The organism is Flavobacterium sp. CAU 1735, assembly GCF_039888695.1.
Taxonomy (GTDB): domain Bacteria; phylum Bacteroidota; class Bacteroidia; order Flavobacteriales; family Flavobacteriaceae; genus Flavobacterium.
The window spans coordinates 778,605-796,650 of sequence record NZ_JBDQQQ010000001.1 but is presented as its reverse complement, the minus strand read 5'-3'; the positions used below and the strand labels follow the sequence as shown (position 1 = coordinate 796,650).

Annotated in this window: 18 protein-coding genes; 11 read left to right on the top strand and 7 right to left on the bottom strand. The window is 39.7% G+C overall.

Going from position 1 to position 18,046, the window contains the following annotated elements; all coding sequences use genetic code 11:
- Positions 1 to 65: 65 nt before the first annotated feature.
- Positions 66 to 227 carry a 50S ribosomal protein L34 gene (rpmH, locus tag AAFN64_RS03720; RefSeq protein ID WP_026979292.1) on the bottom strand — a complete coding sequence of 54 codons (162 nt, stop codon included), beginning with the start codon at positions 225 to 227 and terminating at the stop codon, positions 66 to 68.
- Positions 228 to 478: 251 nt separating this feature from the next.
- On the opposite strand from rpmH, the gene AAFN64_RS03715 reads away from it, so the two are divergent.
- Together AAFN64_RS03715 and AAFN64_RS03710 are read left to right on the top strand one after the other, a co-directional pair.
- Positions 479 to 994, top strand: a complete 516-nt coding sequence (locus AAFN64_RS03715) for a DUF2892 domain-containing protein (RefSeq protein WP_300491451.1) — start codon at positions 479 to 481, stop codon at positions 992 to 994.
- 141 nt (positions 995 to 1,135) lie between these two features.
- A complete protein-coding gene (locus AAFN64_RS03710) occupies positions 1,136 to 1,831 on the top strand; it encodes a redoxin domain-containing protein (RefSeq protein WP_347759317.1) in 696 nt (231 codons plus the stop codon).
- Here the strand turns inward: AAFN64_RS03710 and AAFN64_RS03705 are convergent.
- Positions 1,828 to 2,724 (bottom strand): lytic transglycosylase domain-containing protein, encoded by an 897-nt coding sequence (locus AAFN64_RS03705; protein WP_347759316.1) that lies wholly within the window; start codon positions 2,722 to 2,724, stop codon positions 1,828 to 1,830. The two genes, AAFN64_RS03710 and AAFN64_RS03705, sit on opposite strands and share 4 nt — an antisense overlap.
- Positions 2,717 to 3,403, bottom strand: a complete 687-nt coding sequence (locus AAFN64_RS03700) for an alpha/beta hydrolase (protein WP_347759315.1) — start codon at positions 3,401 to 3,403, stop codon at positions 2,717 to 2,719. The genes AAFN64_RS03705 and AAFN64_RS03700 overlap by 8 nt, the downstream gene beginning before the upstream one ends.
- A gap of 146 nt (positions 3,404 to 3,549) precedes the next feature.
- Between AAFN64_RS03700 and AAFN64_RS03695 the strand changes: the two genes are divergently transcribed.
- A complete protein-coding gene (locus AAFN64_RS03695) occupies positions 3,550 to 3,831 on the top strand; it encodes an N-acetyltransferase (RefSeq protein WP_300491458.1) in 282 nt (93 codons plus the stop codon).
- Between the two features lie 70 nt (positions 3,832 to 3,901).
- Here AAFN64_RS03695 and mtaB read toward each other — a convergent pair whose 3' ends face one another.
- Positions 3,902 to 5,230: a tRNA (N(6)-L-threonylcarbamoyladenosine(37)-C(2))-methylthiotransferase MtaB gene (mtaB, locus tag AAFN64_RS03690; RefSeq protein ID WP_300491460.1), complete on the bottom strand. Its 1,329-nt coding sequence runs from the start codon at positions 5,228 to 5,230 to the stop codon at positions 3,902 to 3,904.
- A gap of 179 nt (positions 5,231 to 5,409) precedes the next feature.
- On the opposite strand from mtaB, the gene AAFN64_RS03685 reads away from it, so the two are divergent.
- The 4 genes from AAFN64_RS03685 to AAFN64_RS03670 all read left to right on the top strand — a co-directional run bounded on the left by AAFN64_RS03685 (position 5,410) and on the right by AAFN64_RS03670 (position 9,600).
- A complete protein-coding gene (locus tag AAFN64_RS03685) occupies positions 5,410 to 7,026 on the top strand; it encodes an ABC transporter substrate-binding protein (RefSeq protein WP_347759314.1) in 1,617 nt (538 codons plus the stop codon).
- A gap of 60 nt (positions 7,027 to 7,086) precedes the next feature.
- The gene (locus AAFN64_RS03680) at positions 7,087 to 7,758 is read left to right on the top strand and encodes a response regulator transcription factor (RefSeq protein ID WP_347759313.1); all 672 of its coding nucleotides are present in this window, start codon (positions 7,087 to 7,089) and stop codon (positions 7,756 to 7,758) included.
- 2 nt (positions 7,759 to 7,760) lie between these two features.
- A complete protein-coding gene (locus AAFN64_RS03675) occupies positions 7,761 to 9,065 on the top strand; it encodes a HAMP domain-containing sensor histidine kinase (RefSeq protein ID WP_347759312.1) in 1,305 nt (434 codons plus the stop codon).
- Between the two features lie 82 nt (positions 9,066 to 9,147).
- Complete coding sequence (locus AAFN64_RS03670; protein WP_347759311.1) at positions 9,148 to 9,600, top strand: PepSY-like domain-containing protein; 453 nt, start codon at positions 9,148 to 9,150, stop codon at positions 9,598 to 9,600.
- Positions 9,601 to 9,653: 53 nt separating this feature from the next.
- Here the strand turns inward: AAFN64_RS03670 and aspA are convergent, their stop codons facing one another.
- The 3 genes from aspA to AAFN64_RS03655 form a co-directional block, all read right to left on the bottom strand.
- Positions 9,654 to 11,045: an aspartate ammonia-lyase gene (gene aspA, locus AAFN64_RS03665; RefSeq protein WP_347759310.1), complete on the bottom strand. Its 1,392-nt coding sequence runs from the start codon at positions 11,043 to 11,045 to the stop codon at positions 9,654 to 9,656.
- A gap of 151 nt (positions 11,046 to 11,196) precedes the next feature.
- Positions 11,197 to 12,366, bottom strand: a complete 1,170-nt coding sequence (locus AAFN64_RS03660) for a GlmU family protein (RefSeq protein ID WP_300489182.1) — start codon at positions 12,364 to 12,366, stop codon at positions 11,197 to 11,199.
- A 107-nt stretch (positions 12,367 to 12,473) separates the two neighbouring features.
- Positions 12,474 to 12,725: a type B 50S ribosomal protein L31 gene (locus AAFN64_RS03655; protein WP_136402384.1), complete on the bottom strand. Its 252-nt coding sequence runs from the start codon at positions 12,723 to 12,725 to the stop codon at positions 12,474 to 12,476.
- Positions 12,726 to 12,966: 241 nt separating this feature from the next.
- On the opposite strand from AAFN64_RS03655, the gene AAFN64_RS03650 reads away from it, so the two are divergent.
- The 4 genes from AAFN64_RS03650 to AAFN64_RS03635 are packed head-to-tail and all read left to right on the top strand — an operon-like array spanning position 12,967 to position 18,044.
- Positions 12,967 to 13,494 (top strand): DUF4199 domain-containing protein, encoded by a 528-nt coding sequence (locus AAFN64_RS03650; RefSeq protein ID WP_300489185.1) that lies wholly within the window; start codon positions 12,967 to 12,969, stop codon positions 13,492 to 13,494.
- Between the two features lie 8 nt (positions 13,495 to 13,502).
- Positions 13,503 to 14,459, top strand: coding sequence for a glycosyltransferase family 2 protein (locus AAFN64_RS03645; protein ID WP_300489188.1), 957 nt, complete (start codon positions 13,503 to 13,505; stop codon positions 14,457 to 14,459).
- Between the two features lie 26 nt (positions 14,460 to 14,485).
- A complete protein-coding gene (locus AAFN64_RS03640) occupies positions 14,486 to 16,216 on the top strand; it encodes a phospho-sugar mutase (RefSeq protein ID WP_347759309.1) in 1,731 nt (576 codons plus the stop codon).
- 1 nt (position 16,217) lies between these two features.
- Positions 16,218 to 18,044 (top strand): ABC transporter ATP-binding protein, encoded by a 1,827-nt coding sequence (locus AAFN64_RS03635; protein ID WP_347759308.1) that lies wholly within the window; start codon positions 16,218 to 16,220, stop codon positions 18,042 to 18,044.
- The last annotated feature ends 2 nt before the right edge of the window (positions 18,045 to 18,046 follow it).

The following is an 18,046-nucleotide window of genomic DNA, read 5'->3' as shown; positions in this document are numbered from 1 at the left end:
GAAAAGATATAAAAAAAGGCGTTACCTTAAATGAGTAACACCTTTATTTATGATTTCTAAAATCATTATTTTTTATGTCTTGGTTCTGATGAAACCGTTAACTTATGTCTTCCTTTAGCTCTTCTACGTGCTAATACTTTTCTTCCGTTAGCAGAAGCCATTCTTTCCATGAAACCGTGCTTGTTTCTTCTTTTTCTTTTTGATGGTTGAAACGTTCTCTTACTCATTGCTTTTATCTTTAAATCGTGTTTTTAAATAGGATCAGCTTTGAAATTCTCTCGCTTCAAAACCGAGTGCAAATATACAAAGAGTTTTATTTCTGGCAAGTCCTTTTAAAAAAATATTTTTATTTCTGTTAACTACTTTGTCCTTTAGCAGTTACTGCGAGCTGCTTTTGCTTGTAAACCGGCTTCGGAAAACTTAATTTCGCCCACTCGTTTCATTTTATTACATTTGCAAACTTAAAACAAAAACAATTATGTTTCACAGAAATATTAAACTGATTATAGCCGCTTTAATCATTGCGCTTGGTATCTGGCAATTCACAGAGAGCAACATCGGAAACGGAATTTTCTTAGTACTGCTTTCGTCTATTTTTATTTTATTGTATTTCAAAAACGAGTTTATTTTACTAGCGTTTTTAAAACTTCGGAAACAGGATTTCCCCGGTGCTCAAAAATGGCTTGCTTATATCAAAAACCCGGAAACGGCTTTGGTTCGCAAACAACAGGGATATTATAACTACTTAAACGGATTAATGGTTTCCCAAACCAATTTATCAGCGGCTGAAAAATATTTCAAAAAAGCGATTGAATTAGGTTTGAATATGGATCAGGATTTGGCATTGGCAAAATTAAACCTTGCCGGTATCGCGATGACTCGCAGAAGAAAACTGGAAGCGACCAATCTTTTAAACGAGGCTAAAAAACTGGATAAACAGAATATGTTGAAAGATCAGATCAAGATGATGAAAGATCAGATGAAGAAAATGTAATCCAAAAATTAAAAAATATCATGAAAAAACGCCCAAAAAGGCGTTTTTTTTATGCATTTTACACAACTCTCTCAAATTGTCCGTATCTTTATAAGTAGATGTTTAGCTTCAAAAAACAAGTACCCCCAAAAGTATTTGCCTATGAAAAACTTCTATTTTACAAGTATCGTTTTTATCTTACTATCTTCTACAGTCACTGCTCAAGATACCCAATCTATTTTGTTTTCACATACCCTGCATCGGAATTTAAAATTGTATTCCAAAAAGTCGGATATGGCCTATCGAAACGACAATATAGATCGTGCTAATTTTTTATTTGATTCTCTGGTTCGGTACCAACTCATAGGTACCACTTTCGACGATTTTAACTTAAAGCGGTTTCATAAAGGCCGACAGCGGATCAGTGCTTTTGAAAAACCGATTTTTCTGATCACTTATGCATCCTGGTGTGTTCCGAACAAAGGGGAAATCCCGGCACTAAACAAACTGGCCCGACAATACGGAAACGATATCCAATTTATAGTATTATACTGGGATCGAAAATCGAATTTAAAAAAGTTGTCAAAAAAATTTGATCATCGTATTCAGATTTGTTACGCTCACGAAACCTACAATAAAGATGCCTATCTGGTTTCCACCTTAAAACACAGTCTGGGATTTCCGATCTTATATTATTTAGACAAAAACCGAACCGTTGTTGCCATCAAGCGCAATACAGCCAAACCTATTCCGAGAGCGACGTATAGCAAAGCACTTGATGCCAACTATAAAGTTTTTAAAGACAACCTCAGCTGCCTTTTAAATACTAACGATTCACCGATACTGGCCAAGAATTAACGCTTATAGCCTTCTAACGGAATATCGATTGTATATTTTTTATTGGGCGTGATCACCAGTTTCTTATCGCGTAACCACGGGTTGTGAATTTTTAGAATCTTATAATTAACCCCCTGTTCTATAGCAAAAGCAGCCAGATCATCGATATTGGCCGTTACTTCTATTTTTCGTACCGGAATTTGCTGGTATAGCACGTCTTTCGGCAGATCGTAACCATATTTCGCCTGATTGGTCATAATTTCCTTTAAAGCCAGAATTCGGAAAACATAACGCGCCGTTTCATCATTAAGCAACAAATCGTAATAATCACTTACTTTCTGACTGTCGATTTGCTTGTTCACGCCGTTCATCCCACCGTTATACGAAGCCGCTGCCAAAGTCCAGTTTCCAAACTTTTCTTTCGCTGCCAACAAATATTTACAGGCCGCTTCGGTCGACTTTTCCAGATGATAGCGCTCGTCTACGGTTTCGGTTACTTCCATGCCTTTTTCCTTCGCTGTTTCCGGCATAAACTGCCATACACCTCTCGCTCCGGCCGAAGACACCGCATTTATTAGTCCGCTTTCGATAACGGCCAGGTATTTAAAATCATCCGGAACACCATACTGTCGTAAAATGGGTTCAATTACCGGAAAAGCGCGATTGGCTCTTTTGATGATCAACGCTGTAGTTGCATGCAGATTTATATTGACCAAAAGTTCCCGATCCATTCTTTCTTTGACATCCGAAAGCATCATGGGTGCTCTTTCGCCCGCAAAATCGATATTCATCGGCAAATACACATGGTTTTTCACATCTACATCCGTCCCGGTTCCGGCGTTGGTCCAATAAACCAAAACACCACTTGTTAGTATCACGGCGGCTACAATAGCCATTCTTTTCACTTTATTCATCTTCCGTATTTTTTATTGTATTTTCTCCTAAAATTATAGCCGGCAAATGACTATTTAGCCAGCGGTATTTATTTATGATCATCACATGAGTACCACCTTTTATAATGATGGCATCATGGATATATTTTATCGGAAACACCTCATCGGCATCACCATGAATATGGACAATTTTGTCATCGGCTACTTTCCGATCCCAGGAGATTACCTGTTCCAACGCCCAATCCAGGTAGCGTTTGTCGCGCATCGATAAAAACTTTTCATATAATTTGATCCGACTTTGGGCTGTTTCGCCAAAGGCATATTTGGCCAACACTTCTATATTCGCAAACATACCCGTCGGGATCAATTTATAGGCTTTGGTTGTTTTGGCAAATTTCATTCGTTTCGGAAATTCCACTTTTGTTTTTACACTGGAAATAATGATGGTTTTCCGAACCGGAATAATCCGGGCAATTTCCTGAACCAATATACCTCCAAAAGAAACACCGATCAAAACCGGGTTTTCGTCCGTTATTTTTTCGGTCATTCTTTTTGCATACGCTTCCAAACTTTCTTTTGATTCCGGCAAAAACCATTCCAGCCAATGAACTTCAAATTGGTCTTCCGGTAATTTTATATTTTCAAAAATGGTAGGATTGGCTGCCAGTCCCGGCATTAAATAAACGGGTATTTTGCTCATTATCTGCTGTTTTAACGCTTCACTAACGTAGAATCTTATGTTTTTTTCCGAAATTTGTATAAAAATAATCCATTCCGGGTGATTTTACAATCACATTCCGGGTTAAATTATAATCAATTATTTCTCCCCTATGAATACGCTATATCATGGAAATTAAAGACAACGAATTATTACGCCAATTCGAAAATCAAACTGAAAACGGGTTATTAACAGTGGAGTATTCCCTTCAGGAACGCAAGCTTTTTCTAACCAAACTGAACCATACCGAAAAGGAAGACCCTGAAACTATCGATGCTTTTTTAAAAGCCATCATGAACAACGCCGAAGAAAAACGATTACGTGTCGTTCCGACACATCCTAAAATCACTTCTTTTTTTAGAAAAAATCCCGTTTATAAGGAATTATTACCACCGGGAATAAAAATATAATTTATAAAAAATGGCTGTCTTGTTATAAGGCCAGCCATTTTTTTATTTATCACACCTGACAGGTGTTTTATTATACCGGAACGTTTACAAAGTCCATACGAACGGTTCCGTCTTCGTCTATTTTGGTAAGCTGAATATCGTGTAAGGTATTTACCAACTCCGGATTCCACGGGGTTTTTACTTTCACGTAGTTTTCGGTAAATCCATGGATATAGCCTTCTTTGTTTTCCCCTTCAAACAATACCGTTCTATGGGTTCCCAACTGACTTTCGTAAAAAGCGCGTCGCTTTTTAACCGAAAGTCCGCGTAGCATTTTACTTCTTTTACTACGCACATTCATCGGCACCACACCTTCCATTTCGGCTGCTTCGGTATTATCTCTTTCCGAATAGGTAAACACATGTAAGTACGAAATGTCCAATTCATTCAGGAAGTTATAGGTTTCCAGGAACAATTCGTCGGTTTCACCCGGAAATCCAACAATTACATCCACTCCGATACAGGCATGTGGCATTACTTCGCGGATTTTAGCCACCCTGTCGGCATATAATTCGCGTAAATAACGACGTTTCATTTTTTTCAGAATCGTATTACTCCCGGATTGTAACGGAATATGGAAATGCGGTACAAACGTACGGCTTTGCGACACGAACTCGATGGTTTCGTTTTTTAATAAATTCGGCTCAATCGATGAGATTCGCAAACGTTCGATTCCGTCTACCTGATCCAATGCCTGAACCAGTTCGAAAAAAGTATGTTCGTGTTTTTTATTTCCAAACTCCCCTTTTCCGTAGTCACCAATATTAACACCGGTTAGTACGATTTCCTTGATTCCCTGTTGTGAAATCTCCTTGGCATTTTTCATTACATTTTCCATCGTATCACTACGGGAAATCCCTCTTGCCAACGGAATCGTACAATACGTACATTTATAATCACATCCGTCCTGAACTTTTAAGAACGCACGGGTTCGGTCTCCAATCGAATAACTTCCAACATAAAAATCGGCTTCTTCAATTTCGCAGGAATGTACCTCGCCCATATCGTTTTTCGACAGGTCGTTGATATAATCGGTAATTTTAAATTTTTCGGTAGCTCCCAAAACCAGATCCACGCCATCTACAGCCGCCAGTTCTTCCGGTTTTAATTGCGCATAACAACCTACGGCTGCCACAAATGCTTTATCATTATGCTTTAGCGCCTTCTTTACAATCTGCTTGAACTGTTTGTCCGCATTTTCCGTTACCGAACAGGTGTTGATAACGTATATGTCGGCTATTTCCTCAAAATCCACACGGTCGAAGCCTTCGTCCTGAAAACTACGCGCAATGGTCGATGTTTCTGAAAAATTCAGCTTACATCCCAATGTATAAAAAGCAACTTTTTTTCTGTTTTCCATAATGATAAGCTACCTATAAAGTAGTAACTTTAGTTATATTTACATCTTTTTAAAAAAGAGTTTGCAAAGTTACATACAAAATTCGGTTTGGTAAAATCCATTGGGAGATTTATATTCCTAATTCACATTATATTAAGACTTTACAACAACCGGTTAAACAGAAACCTATTTTTTTCTCAATGCGATCAATAATCTTTTCCATATCAGCCTTTTGTCTTTTGTTTTTGATGGTTTCCTGTGGTAAAAACAGTACCGAAGACAAGGATCATCTGGTTTTCCGTTATAACGAAAGTGCCAATATCAGCTCCCTTGATCCGGCTTTTTCCAAGAGTCAGGCGATAATCTGGCCCTGCAATCTAATTTTTAACGGACTGGTACAATTGGACGACAGTTTGCATATTCAGCCCGATATTGCCAAAAGCTGGACGATTTCAGCCGATGGAAAAACCTATACGTTTACCCTTCGCAACGATGTTTATTTTCATAAAAATGCACTTTTCGGAAAAGACAGTACCCGAATCGTTACCGCTCCTGATTTCGAATACAGTTTAAAACGATTGCGCGATGAAAAAGTCGCGTCACCCGGTGGCTGGATTCTGCAAACCGTAGCCGATATGAAAGCTAAAAACGACAGTATATTCGAAATCACGTTACAAAAACCGTTTCCAGCGTTTTTAGGATTGTTGTCCATGAAATACGCATCGGTAGTTCCAAAAGAAATCGTGGAAACCACGGGTTATGATTTTCGGGCCAAGCCAATAGGAACCGGTCCTTTTCAGTTCAAATTATGGGAAGAAAACGTCAAACTGGTGTTGCGTAAAAATCCGTTGTATTTTGAAAAAGACGAACAAGGCGTACAACTTCCCTATCTGAAAGCCGTTGCTGTTACGTTTTTACCGGACAAACAAAGCGGATTTCTACAGTTTGTACAAGGTAAGCTGGATTTTGTTTCCGGACTGGATCCTTCCTATAAAGACGAAATTTTAACTCAAAAAGGCGATTTACAGCCCAAATACCAAAACGATATTAATCTGATAACAGGCGCTTACCTGAATACCGAATACCTTGGATTCCGTATGGATGGTACGGATAAAACCATACTGGACAAACGAATCCGCCAGGCGATGAATTATGGTTTCGACCGAAAAAAAATGATCCTTTACCTGCGTAACGGAATGGGAACACCGGCTACCAGTGGTATTATTCCGGCCGGATTACCGGGTTATGCCAATCTGAAAGGCTATGATTACGATCTGCAAAAAGCCCGAAAATTAATCGCCGATTATAAAAAAGCGACTGGCAATCTGAATCCGACTGTTTATTTGTCGACCAACGCTACCTATATTGATATCACGGAATATTTACAGCGGGAATGGCAAAAAATAGGTCTGAATGTTCAGGTAGACGTAACGCCTCCGGCTACGTTACGACAGGCGATCGCAACTGGAAAAGTTTCGTTTTTCCGTGCGAGCTGGATCGCCGATTATCCCGATGCAGAGAATTATCTTTCGCTATTTTACAGTAAGAATTTTGCACCAAACGGTCCGAATTATACCCACTTTAAAAGTGCTGCTTTCGACGCTTTGTATGAAAAGGCATTTTTGGAAAACGACATCACTAAGCGAAATGAGCTGTACCGTGAAATGGACGCGCTTATCATCGATGAAGCGCCAATCATTCCTTTATTTTATGACAGAGTCGCGCGATTCACCCGTAAAAATGTAGTCAACCTGGGAATTAATCCGTTAAACCTGCTACAACTGAAAAAAGTAAAAAAGCTACCGGATCATTCCTAATTCTTTCCCAAATCGCGGATTAAATTGCGTCCATTTATGTAATCATTACCTTTGAAACGAATGAAAATCCTGATAATAGAAGACGAAAAAGGACTTCGTGAAGTCATCCAACAATCGCTTGAAAAAGAAAAATTTATCGTAGAAACGGCCGCCAACTTTAACGACGGACTCGATAAACTAGGTTGTTATGAATACGATTGCGTCGTCGTAGATATTATGCTACCGGATGGAAACGGACTCGATTTAATTTCGGAAATCAAAGCATTACATAAAAAAGAGGCAATTATCATTATCTCGGCCAAAGACTCGGTAGACGATAAAGTCAAAGGACTGGACATCGGAGCCGATGATTATTTGAGCAAACCGTTCCATCTGGCCGAACTCCATGCCCGAATCAAATCGGCAATCCGGAGAAAAAGTCATAACGGCGATAACCTGATTCACTGGAACAACATTACCCTTTCGCCCGAACAGCGCACGGTTAGCGTAAACAATACCGAACTGACACTCAACCGTAAGGAATTCGATTTGTTATACTATTTTATCACGAACCCGAACCGATTGATCAACAAAACCGCTCTGGCCGAATATGTCTGGGGCGACTATATTGATCAGGCCGATAATCTCGATTTTGTCTATTCTCAGATTAAAAATTTACGTAAAAAACTAAAAGATGCCGCTGCCGAAATCGATATCCAGGCAGTTTATGGCATTGGTTACCGAATGAGCTGATTATGAAACTCCAGGTTTATACATTACGCTACCTTCTTATCGCTTTATTGGGTGTTATTGCCCTTTGGGCGAGTCTGTTCTATATGGTCATTCTGGAAGAAGTCTACGATAATATTGACGACGGACTAAAAAATTCCAAATTACTGATCATCCGAAAAGCCCAGAAAAGTCCGGAGTTACTCACTAACCACGAATCGGAAATTAACCAGTTTACCATAAAACCGGTCCCAATGGGACGTTATATTGCCCGAAACAATAAGGACGACGATGACGATGATGACGACAATCAGAATGTGATCTATAACGATCATAAATACATGGAATACGACGATGATTACGAACCGGTACGCGTACTAAAAACGGTTTTTATGGCATCCGACGGCAATCCGTATGAGCTGACGATCACCGCTTCGATGGTGGAAGAAGATGAATTAATGGAAGATCTGATGACTGCCTTAATCGCACTCTATATTATGTTGGTCGTAAGCATTGTGATCATCAATTATTTTATTCTGAAAAAAGTATGGCGTTCGTTTTATTCTTTGTTGGACAAACTGCGTCATTTTAAACTCGGAACCGGTACCGCTTTTACAGCACCGCCTTCCCCTATCGACGAGTTTAAAGCCCTCGGAAAAGAACTGGAAGCCTTATTAAAACGGAATGAAGCCACCTATACGAGTCAGAAACAGTTTATCGAAAATGCGTCGCACGAATTACAAACACCGTTGGCTATTAGTATTAACCGACTGGAATTATTTGCCGAAAACAACACTTTAACGGAAGAACAAATGGATGCGGTTGGTAAAATAACCGATACGCTTTCGCGACTGGTAAAATTAAACAAGTCGCTTTTGATGCTTTCCAAAATTGAAAACAAGCAATTTCCGGACGAAACCGTTGTCGATTTTAACGAGCTTACCGCACAGGTTTTATCCGATTTCGAAGATTTTGCCGCTTTTAAATCGGTTTCACTTCAGGTTGTTCAAAATGAGCCGTTACTTTTTACGATGAACAAAGGACTCGCTGTGACCTTACTAAGCAATTTGATCAAAAATGCGATTCTACACAATCGTCCCGACGGTACGGTTACTATAGGTTTGTCTGAAAAACAACTGACAATACGGAATTCCGGTTCCGACAAACCGCTGGATTCCGATTTTATCTTTAACCGTTTTGCACGCCACAGCACGAACGAAAACTCTACCGGACTCGGATTAGCCATCGTAAAATCAATTAGTTCCAATTATAATTTGTATATTAGATACGCCTTCGACGGGGAACATGTGTTTAGTATTAATTTCCCATAAAAAACGAGCTCTTTTTATTTTTTCCCAATTGTTTCCTAATTCAGGTTGTAATCTTGTATCAAATTTTAAAACCAATTCGACTATGAAAACAATATTGAATTTCCGATTCACAGCTATCGCACTTTTTATGATCTTTTTAACCGGCTTTACCGCTCAGGCACAAAAAAGCAGTATTACTATGGCGCAATTACCCGCTAATGCACAGAATTTTCTAAAAAAACATTTTCCAAAACAAACGCTCAATTACATTTTAAAGGACGAAGAAACCTTTTCACTGGACTATAAAGTACAGTTGGCCGACGGTACCGAAATTGAATTTGACCGCAAAGGAAACTGGGAAGAAGTTGACGGTAACAAAAACACCATTCCGAATAGTGTTGTCCCTGCGCCCATTCTGACGTATGTCCAAACGCATTATAAAGGTGCCGCGATCGTAAAAATCGACAAAGGTGCCTGGGATTATGAGATAGATCTAAACAACGGTCTGGAATTAAAATTCAATTCCAAAGGTGAATTTTTAAGAGTAGACGATTAATCTATCACAAATAAAAAAACCGAACATTGAGTTCGGTTTTTTTATTTTATAGCTTAGCCTTTTGGTGCCAGCATATTTTCCGGATTCAGGATATCGTCCAGTTGTTCTTTAGACAATATATTGTGTTCCAAAACGAGGTTATAGACACTCTTACCGCTTTCCAAAGCTTCTTTGGCAATTTTAGTACTGTTTTTATATCCGATATATGGATTTAGCGCCGTTACAATACCGATACTGTGTAATACCATTTCGCGACAATGTTCGACATTGGCCGTGATACCGTCAACACATTTTAGTCGTAACGTATCCATGCCATTCGCCAGCAATTCCATCGATTCCATAATCGCATAGGTCAACACCGGTTCCATTACGTTTAACTGTAATTGTCCGGCTTCGGCCGCCATGGTTACCGTAAGATCATTCCCGATCACACGGTAGCATACCTGATTCATCACTTCCGGGATTACCGGATTTACTTTCCCCGGCATAATCGAAGATCCCGGTTGCATCGGTGGTAGATTAATTTCGTTTAAACCACAACGCGGACCGGATGAAAGCAGTCGCAAATCGTTACATATTTTAGATATTTTGATCGCCATTCGTTTTAAAGCGGATGAATAAATCACATACGATCCCGTATCCGGTGTCGCTTCAATCAGATTGGGTGCCGATACAAACGGATGTCCCGATACGTTTGCCAGATTTTCGGCGCATAACTTCGCATAACCCGGAACGGCATTTAATCCGGTTCCGATGGCCGTGGCGCCCATATTGATTTCAAAAAACAAGGCCGAATTCTGGTTGAGTCGTTCGATCTCTTCTTCCAGGTTGGCTGCAAACGCTTCAAACTCCTGTCCTAATGTCATGGGTACCGCATCCTGCAATTGGGTACGTCCCATTTTTAATACCGATTTGAACTCCTCTCCTTTTTTTCGGAACGACGCTATCAGTAATTTTAAATGACCTATCAATTTGATGTTCGAGTTGATCGCCGCCAGTTTGATCGATGTCGGATACGCATCGTTAGTCGATTGTGACAGGTTAACATGATCGTTAGGCGAACAATATTGATATTCCCCTTTCTGATATCCCATAATTTCCAATGCTCTGTTGGCCAATACTTCATTAATATTCATATTGGTCGATGTTCCGGCACCTCCCTGTATCATATCGATTGGGAATTCTTTGTCGAATTTACCCTCGATCACTTCTTTGGCAGCCGCTACAATCGCATTTTTTAATTTTTCGTCCAACAATCCTAACGTAAAATTGGTTTCGGCAGCCGCCCATTTTACATAGGCCAGTCCTTTTATAAATTCGGGATACTGAAATAAACGTACTCCGGAAATATGGAAATTATCCATCGCACGTTGGGTTTGAATCCCGTAATATGCCTTTTCAGGAACATTCAAATCCCCTAACAGGTCGTTTTCAACTCTATACATTGTAAGATTATTTTTGGGTTACTGTACTTTAAAGATAAGGCTTATTTTAAAGATTCACCATACTGTGGCGTTAAATTTGCAACAACAACCAACAAAAAACCACAACCGTTTCACACGATTGTGGTTTTTCAGATTTATTTTAAAAAATGGTTTAGCGCCATTTTGCCGTTTCTTCAAACACATGTTCCAGTATTGCTTTATCCTGTTCCGTAAAGCTCACATGACGTCGCGACATTACGTTTTCGGCTGTAGCAAATGCTTTTTCCGGAATGTATTCCGTAAAGCCGTCGGCTCCACCCCATGAAAAACTCGGTATAAAGTTTTTCGGGAATCCGCCGCCGTAAATATTCGCACATACGCCTACTACCGTACCGGTATTAAACATTGTATTGATGCCGCATTTACTATGATCACCCATCATTAAACCACAAAACTGTAAGCCGGTTTTTTCCATTGCTTCGGTTTCATAGCTCCATAATTTGACTTCTTCGTAGTTGTTTTTCAGGTTGGAATTATTACTATCCGCTCCCATATTACACCATTCGCCCAAAACGGAGTTTCCTAAAAACCCATCATGTCCTTTATTTGAATAGGCAAACAATACCGAATTGCTAATTTCTCCACCTACTCTACAATGCGGACCAACAGTTGTTGCACCATATATTTTGGTAGCCAGTTTTACTACTGCTTCTTCGCCTAATGCAAATGGCCCACGGATTACGGTTCCTTCCATAATCTCCGCATTTTTCCCGATATAAATCGGACCGGTCGCTGCATTTAACGTAACGAACTCCAGTTTGGCTCCTTCTTCGATAAAAATATTTTCCGGTGCGATTACATTCACACTCTTCGGAATCGGTTGCGACGTACGCCCTTCGGTAAGCAATTCGAAATCTTCGCGTAAAGCGCTGTCATTTTTTTGAAAAATGTCCCACGTATGTTCAATTTTGATGCAGTCGTCCGTATAGTCTATAATTTCATAGGTATCAAAATCCACTTCTTCCTGCGAATCCTGCGTATAGAACGCGATCACATCCTCGTGGTGGAAAATCGCCTGATTCGGCTCCAGATTCGTGATCATCTCCGTCAGTATTTCATTCGGAAGGAACGAAGCGTTAATCATAATATTTTCCTGCATTTCGACCATTGGGAATTTTTCCATCAGGTATTCCTCGGTGATCGTTGTGGTTGTATACCCTAGGTATTTTTCCCATTTTTCGCGGATGGTTAATATTCCGATCCGGATGTCTGCCACAGGTCGGGTAAACGTAAACGGTAGCAGTGCCTGTCGGACTGCTCCGTCAAAAAGGATGTAGTTCATCTGTTAGTGCCGTATGATTCGTTACCAAAGTTACAAAGTTTTCCGTCAGATATAAAAATAAAAAAAGCCTCCCGAAAGGGAAGCTTCTTTTAAATTTTGAACACTTATTACTTACTAAATTTAGCGTATTTGTTTTTGAATTTATCAATACGTCCAGCAGTATCGATAAGTTTTGATTTACCTGTGTAGAATGGGTGAGATGTTCTTGAAATCTCCATTTTAAACACTGGATATTCAACACCATCAACTTCAATTGTTTCTTTAGTATCTACAGTAGATTTAGTGATGAATACGTCTTCGTTTGACATATCTTTAAATGCTACTAATCTGTAATTTTCTGGGTGAATTCCTTTTTTCATGATGTAAATCTTTTTTATTTGTGGCTGTAACCCGTTTTGAAGCTTTTGTTTTTCAAAAGGTATAAACGGTCTACAACTTTTTGTTTATAATCTTTTTATTTAAGGCTGCAAATTTACAATTAATTTTGAAATATCAAATCTTTCCCTCTATTTTTTTGAATCCTTACAGTTTATATTTTTTAACGCTCCTATAAAGGTAATTCTTATATTTGTAAATTAATTAACCAAAAACTAAATTTTTATGAATGCTACAATCAAAAAAAACGGGATTAATTTTGGTATCATAATGGGTGTATTTTCCATTTTAGTCACTACTCTAATTTATGCCATTGACGTATCGCTATTTGTTAATCCCTGGATCGGAATTGCAAGCATTATCATTTACATCGTTTTAGGAGTTATACTACTTTCCAAAACCAAAAAAGAACTGGGCGGTATCACTTTTAAGGAAGCCTTTACTGTATACTTTATTTCTGGAGTTATCGGTGCTATCTTAGGGGTAGTTTTCAACATCATTTTGTTTAATTTTATTGATCCATCAGCCAAAGAAACCATCAGCCAAATGTCTATCGAATACACCGTTGACATGCTTAAAAAATTCAACACGCCTACTGCAGCTATCAAAGAGACGGTTGAAAAAATGAAAGAAACAGACAATTACAGTATCGCAAGCCAGTTAAAAGGTTTGGTTGTAAGCTTTGTTTTCATTGCTATATTCGGTGCTATCCTGGCGTTGATTTTCAAAAACAAAACCAATACATTAGAATAAAAAATTAAATGAATTTATCCATAATAATTCCTTTATTAAACGAGAGCGAATCGCTCCCGGAACTGCATTCCTGGATTGTCCGTGTCATGACAGCCAACCACTTCTCTTACGAAGTGATTTTTATTGACGACGGCAGTACCGATAACTCCTGGAAGCTGATCGAAACGTTATCGGCTCAGGATCCCAATGTAAAAGGAATCCGCTTTTTAAGGAATTACGGAAAATCGCAGGCGCTTCATGCCGGTTTTGCAAAAGCCCAAGGTGATGTTATCATCACTATGGATGCCGATTTACAGGACAGTCCTGACGAGATTCCGGAGTTATATCATATGATTACCGACCAACAATATGACCTGGTGTCGGGTTGGAAAAAAAAGCGTTACGATTCGGTCGTAGCCAAAAATTTACCCTCAAAATTGTTTAACTGGGCCGCTCGTAAAACATCGGGTGTCCAGTTAAATGATTTTAACTGTGGACTGAAGGCCTATAAAAATATCGTAATCAAAAATATCGAGGTTTCCGGTGAAATGCACCGTTATATTCCGGTACTGGCGAAAAACGCAGGCTTTGCCAAAATTGGCGAAAAGGTTGTGATCCACCAGGCACGAAAATACGGCACCACCAAATTTGGAATGGAACGTTTTATCTACGGCTTTCTCGATCTGATTACCATTTGGTTTTTATCCCGGTTCGGAAAAAGACCTATGCACTTGTTTGGCGCCTTGGGTGTACTGATGTTTAGCATCGGTTTTCTGGCAGCCGGATATATCGGTTTTATCAAACTGTTCCGACTCTACCACCACCAGCACACTATTTTAGTGACCAGCAATCCGTGGTTTTATATTGCTCTAACTACCATGATCATTGGAACACAACTATTTTTAGCCGGCTTTTTAGGCGAAATTATTCTTCGTACCAAAAACAACGAAGAACGCTATAAAATTGCCGAAAAGGTTAATATTTAGTTTATAACAACATAAAAAAAAGTAACATGCACATCGAACAGCAGCTACTCGATAAAGTCAATATCTGGCTTAACAGTCCGGTATTTGATTCGGAAACTCAGGAAAAAATCAAGGAAATGATGACGTCTTCCCCAAAAGAACTGGAAGATAGTTTTTATAAAAACCTGGAATTTGGTACCGGAGGAATGCGAGGCATCATGGGTGTTGGCACCAATAGAATCAACAAATATACTTTAGGAAAAAATACACAGGGATTATCGGATTATTTAAAAAAATCGTTCCCGGGCGAAGCGCTTAAAGTCGCTATTGCCTACGATTGTCGTCACAACAGCGACACACTGGCCAAAGTGGTTGCCGATGTATTTTCGGCCAATGGTATCAAAGTATTTTTATTTTCGGATATGCGTCCGACACCGGAGTTATCGTTTACCGTTAAACATCTGGAATGTCACGTCGGAATTGTATTAACCGCGTCACACAATCCACCGGAATACAACGGTTATAAAGTGTACTGGCAGGATGGCGGCCAATTGGTTCCACCACAGGATCATGAGATCATACAAACCATTGAAGCCTTACAATACGAACAAATCCGATTTGAAGCGAATAACGACCTGATCGAATATATCGACACGGCCGTAGACGAAGCCTTTATTAATTCAGCCATCGAAAATGGAAGTTTTAACACACCAACATCGGCAAAAGAAAAACTAAAAATCGTATTTACATCACTACACGGAACGTCCATCAAACTGGTTCCGGATGTATTGGAAAAAGCCGGTTATACGAATGTAGCCATCGTTAAAGAACAAGCGGAACCAAACGGGGATTTCCCAACGGTAAAATCGCCTAACCCGGAAGAACCGGAAGCCTTAACCATGGCGTTGGCGTTGGCCGAAAAAACAGGAGCCGATATCGTAATCGGAACCGATCCGGACAGCGACCGACTTGGTGTAGCCGTTCGTAATACTGAAGGTGAACTACTTTTACTAAATGGAAATCAGTCGATGGTACTGATGACCCATTTCCTATTGGAACAATGGAAAAAACAAGGTCGCATTACCGGAACCGAATTTATCGGATCGACCATTGTATCCACACCGATGATGTTGGAATTAGCCGATGTTTACGGAATCGAATGCAAAGTCGGATTGACCGGTTTTAAATGGATCGCTAAAATGATCAAAGATTTCCCGGAACAAAAATTTATCGGAGGCGGCGAAGAAAGCTTTGGTTTTATGGCCGGTGATGCCGTTCGCGACAAAGATGCTGTTACCGCTACCCTATTAGTCTGCGAAATCGCGGCTCAGGCGAAAGCTAAGGGAAGTTCGTTATATGAAGAATTACTACAAATGTATGTGGATTTCGGTTTTTATAAAGAACACCTGATCTCCATTACCAAAAAAGGAATCGACGGTGCAAACGAAATCAAACAAATGATGTCCGATTTAAGAAACAATCCGCTGGAAGAAATCAATGGCGAACCTGTTATTTTTGTAGAGGATTATCAAAATTCGACTACCCGAAACATGTTTACCGGAGAAACCGGCACACTGGATATTCCAAAATCGAATGTACTGATTTACTATCTGGAAGACGGTAGTAAAATATGCGCCCGTCCAAGTGGTACGGAGCCAAAAATCAAATTCTATTTTAGCGTAAATGCGCGAATAGAAAGTCTCGACGAAATCGCTGCTGCGGAAGAATTCCTGGACGACAAAATCGAGAACATTATTACAGGAATGAATTTATCATAAAATGACCTACTTTAAACAAATTTTTCGCTTTGCGATCCCTTATTTAAAATACGCTTACCTGAATATTGCGTTCAATATCCTGTATGCTTTATTCAGTACCATTTCGTTTATGGCACTGATCCCGATGTTGTCGGTGTTGTTCGGAGAAACCAAAAAAATTACCGAAGCACCACAGTATACCGGTATCGAAAACATCAAAGCTTTTGGTGAAGACTATTTTAACTATTTTGTTACAACCACTTCCGAAGCCAAAGGTATCGACTATACGCTGGGAATTTTGGTTGCGATCATTATTTCCATTTTCTTATTAAAGAACCTTTTTAACTACCTGGCCTTGTTTTTCGCCACTTTCCTTCGAAACGGAATGCTGCGCGATCTTCGAAATGCGATGTATAAAAAGGCCGTGGAGTTACCGCTTTCGTTCTTTTCCGAAAAACGAAAAGGGGATACCATTTCCCGTATCACGTGGGACGTAGGAGAAGTACAAAGTTCCTACCTTTCGATACTGGAGCTGATCATCAAAGAACCGCTAACGATTATCTTTACCATTGTTGGTATGCTAATCATTAGTGTAAAGCTGACCATTTTCGTGTTTATTTTTATTCCGGTTTCAGGTTTTGTGATCTCATTAATCGGTAAGCGATTAAAAAAGCAGTCGACTGTAGCACAACAGGAACAGGGAATGTTTTTATCGATCGTTGAAGAAACCCTTGGTGGTTTAAAAGTGATCAAAGGGTTTACATCGGAAGCGTATTTCAATAAAAAATTCAGTTCGTCTACCGATCGTTATTTTAACCTTTCCAACAAAATCATGAACCGTCAGAACATGGCGTCTCCGGTGAGTGAATTTATGGGAATCATGGTTATCGCCATCTTATTATGGTTTGGCGGTCATATGGTATTGGTTGAAAAAACCTTATTGGGCGCGCAATTTATCGCCTATATGGGACTGGCTTATAACATCCTGACGCCGGCCAAAGCGATTTCCAAAGCATCATACGATATTAAAAGAGGAAATGCCGCTGCCGAACGGGTTTTGGAAATTCTGGAAGAAGAAAATCCGATTACCAGCAAACCGGACGCGATTCAGAAAACAACTTTTGACGATTCGATCAGAATCGAAAACATCAACTTCCGTTATGAGGATGAAAATGTGCTGAAAAACTTTTCACTGGAAGTGCCAAAAGGTAAAACCGTGGCTTTGGTAGGACAATCCGGTAGCGGAAAAAGTACTATCGCCAATTTGCTGACGCGTTTTTACGATGTTCAGGAAGGTGAAATCAAAATTGACAACATCAATATTAAAGATTACGACCTACATGCGTTACGTGGCCTGATGGGACTTGTAACGCAGGATAGTATTCTATTTAACGATACGATTAAAAACAACATCCTTTTAGGCAAACAGGATGCTACCGACGACGAGATTCTTGCGGCCTTAAAAGTGGCTAATGCCTACGAGTTTGTAAAAGACCTGCCAAATGGTATCGATACCAATATCGGAGATAGCGGAAACAAATTATCCGGTGGTCAGAAGCAACGTTTGTCTATCGCGAGAGCTGTTTTGAAAAATCCACCGATTATGATCCTGGACGAAGCAACTTCGGCTTTGGATACCGAAAGCGAGCGTTTGGTACAACAGGCGTTGGAAAATATGATGCAAAACCGAACTTCGGTTGTGATTGCACACCGACTTTCAACCATTCAAAAGGCTGATAAGATCGTAGTAATGCAAAAAGGTGAAATTGTAGAACAAGGTACGCACGACGAATTGCTTGCCTTAAACGGAACCTATTCCAAACTGGTTATGATGCAATCGTTCGAATAAAC

Coding starts and splice junctions, on each gene's coding strand:
- rpmH (WP_026979292.1), bottom strand. CDS start 227: ATGAGTAAGAGAACGTTTCAACCATCAAAAAGAAAAAGAAGAAACAAG.
- AAFN64_RS03715 (WP_300491451.1), top strand. CDS start 479: ATGTTTCACAGAAATATTAAACTGATTATAGCCGCTTTAATCATTGCG.
- AAFN64_RS03710 (WP_347759317.1), top strand. CDS start 1,136: ATGAAAAACTTCTATTTTACAAGTATCGTTTTTATCTTACTATCTTCT.
- AAFN64_RS03705 (WP_347759316.1), bottom strand. CDS start 2,724: ATGAATAAAGTGAAAAGAATGGCTATTGTAGCCGCCGTGATACTAACA.
- AAFN64_RS03700 (WP_347759315.1), bottom strand. CDS start 3,403: ATGAGCAAAATACCCGTTTATTTAATGCCGGGACTGGCAGCCAATCCT.
- AAFN64_RS03695 (WP_300491458.1), top strand. CDS start 3,550: ATGGAAATTAAAGACAACGAATTATTACGCCAATTCGAAAATCAAACT.
- mtaB (WP_300491460.1), bottom strand. CDS start 5,230: ATGGAAAACAGAAAAAAAGTTGCTTTTTATACATTGGGATGTAAGCTG.
- AAFN64_RS03685 (WP_347759314.1), top strand. CDS start 5,410: ATGCGATCAATAATCTTTTCCATATCAGCCTTTTGTCTTTTGTTTTTG.
- AAFN64_RS03680 (WP_347759313.1), top strand. CDS start 7,087: ATGAAAATCCTGATAATAGAAGACGAAAAAGGACTTCGTGAAGTCATC.
- AAFN64_RS03675 (WP_347759312.1), top strand. CDS start 7,761: ATGAAACTCCAGGTTTATACATTACGCTACCTTCTTATCGCTTTATTG.
- AAFN64_RS03670 (WP_347759311.1), top strand. CDS start 9,148: ATGAAAACAATATTGAATTTCCGATTCACAGCTATCGCACTTTTTATG.
- aspA (WP_347759310.1), bottom strand. CDS start 11,045: ATGTATAGAGTTGAAAACGACCTGTTAGGGGATTTGAATGTTCCTGAA.
- AAFN64_RS03660 (WP_300489182.1), bottom strand. CDS start 12,366: ATGAACTACATCCTTTTTGACGGAGCAGTCCGACAGGCACTGCTACCG.
- AAFN64_RS03655 (WP_136402384.1), bottom strand. CDS start 12,725: ATGAAAAAAGGAATTCACCCAGAAAATTACAGATTAGTAGCATTTAAA.
- AAFN64_RS03650 (WP_300489185.1), top strand. CDS start 12,967: ATGAATGCTACAATCAAAAAAAACGGGATTAATTTTGGTATCATAATG.
- AAFN64_RS03645 (WP_300489188.1), top strand. CDS start 13,503: ATGAATTTATCCATAATAATTCCTTTATTAAACGAGAGCGAATCGCTC.
- AAFN64_RS03640 (WP_347759309.1), top strand. CDS start 14,486: ATGCACATCGAACAGCAGCTACTCGATAAAGTCAATATCTGGCTTAAC.
- AAFN64_RS03635 (WP_347759308.1), top strand. CDS start 16,218: ATGACCTACTTTAAACAAATTTTTCGCTTTGCGATCCCTTATTTAAAA.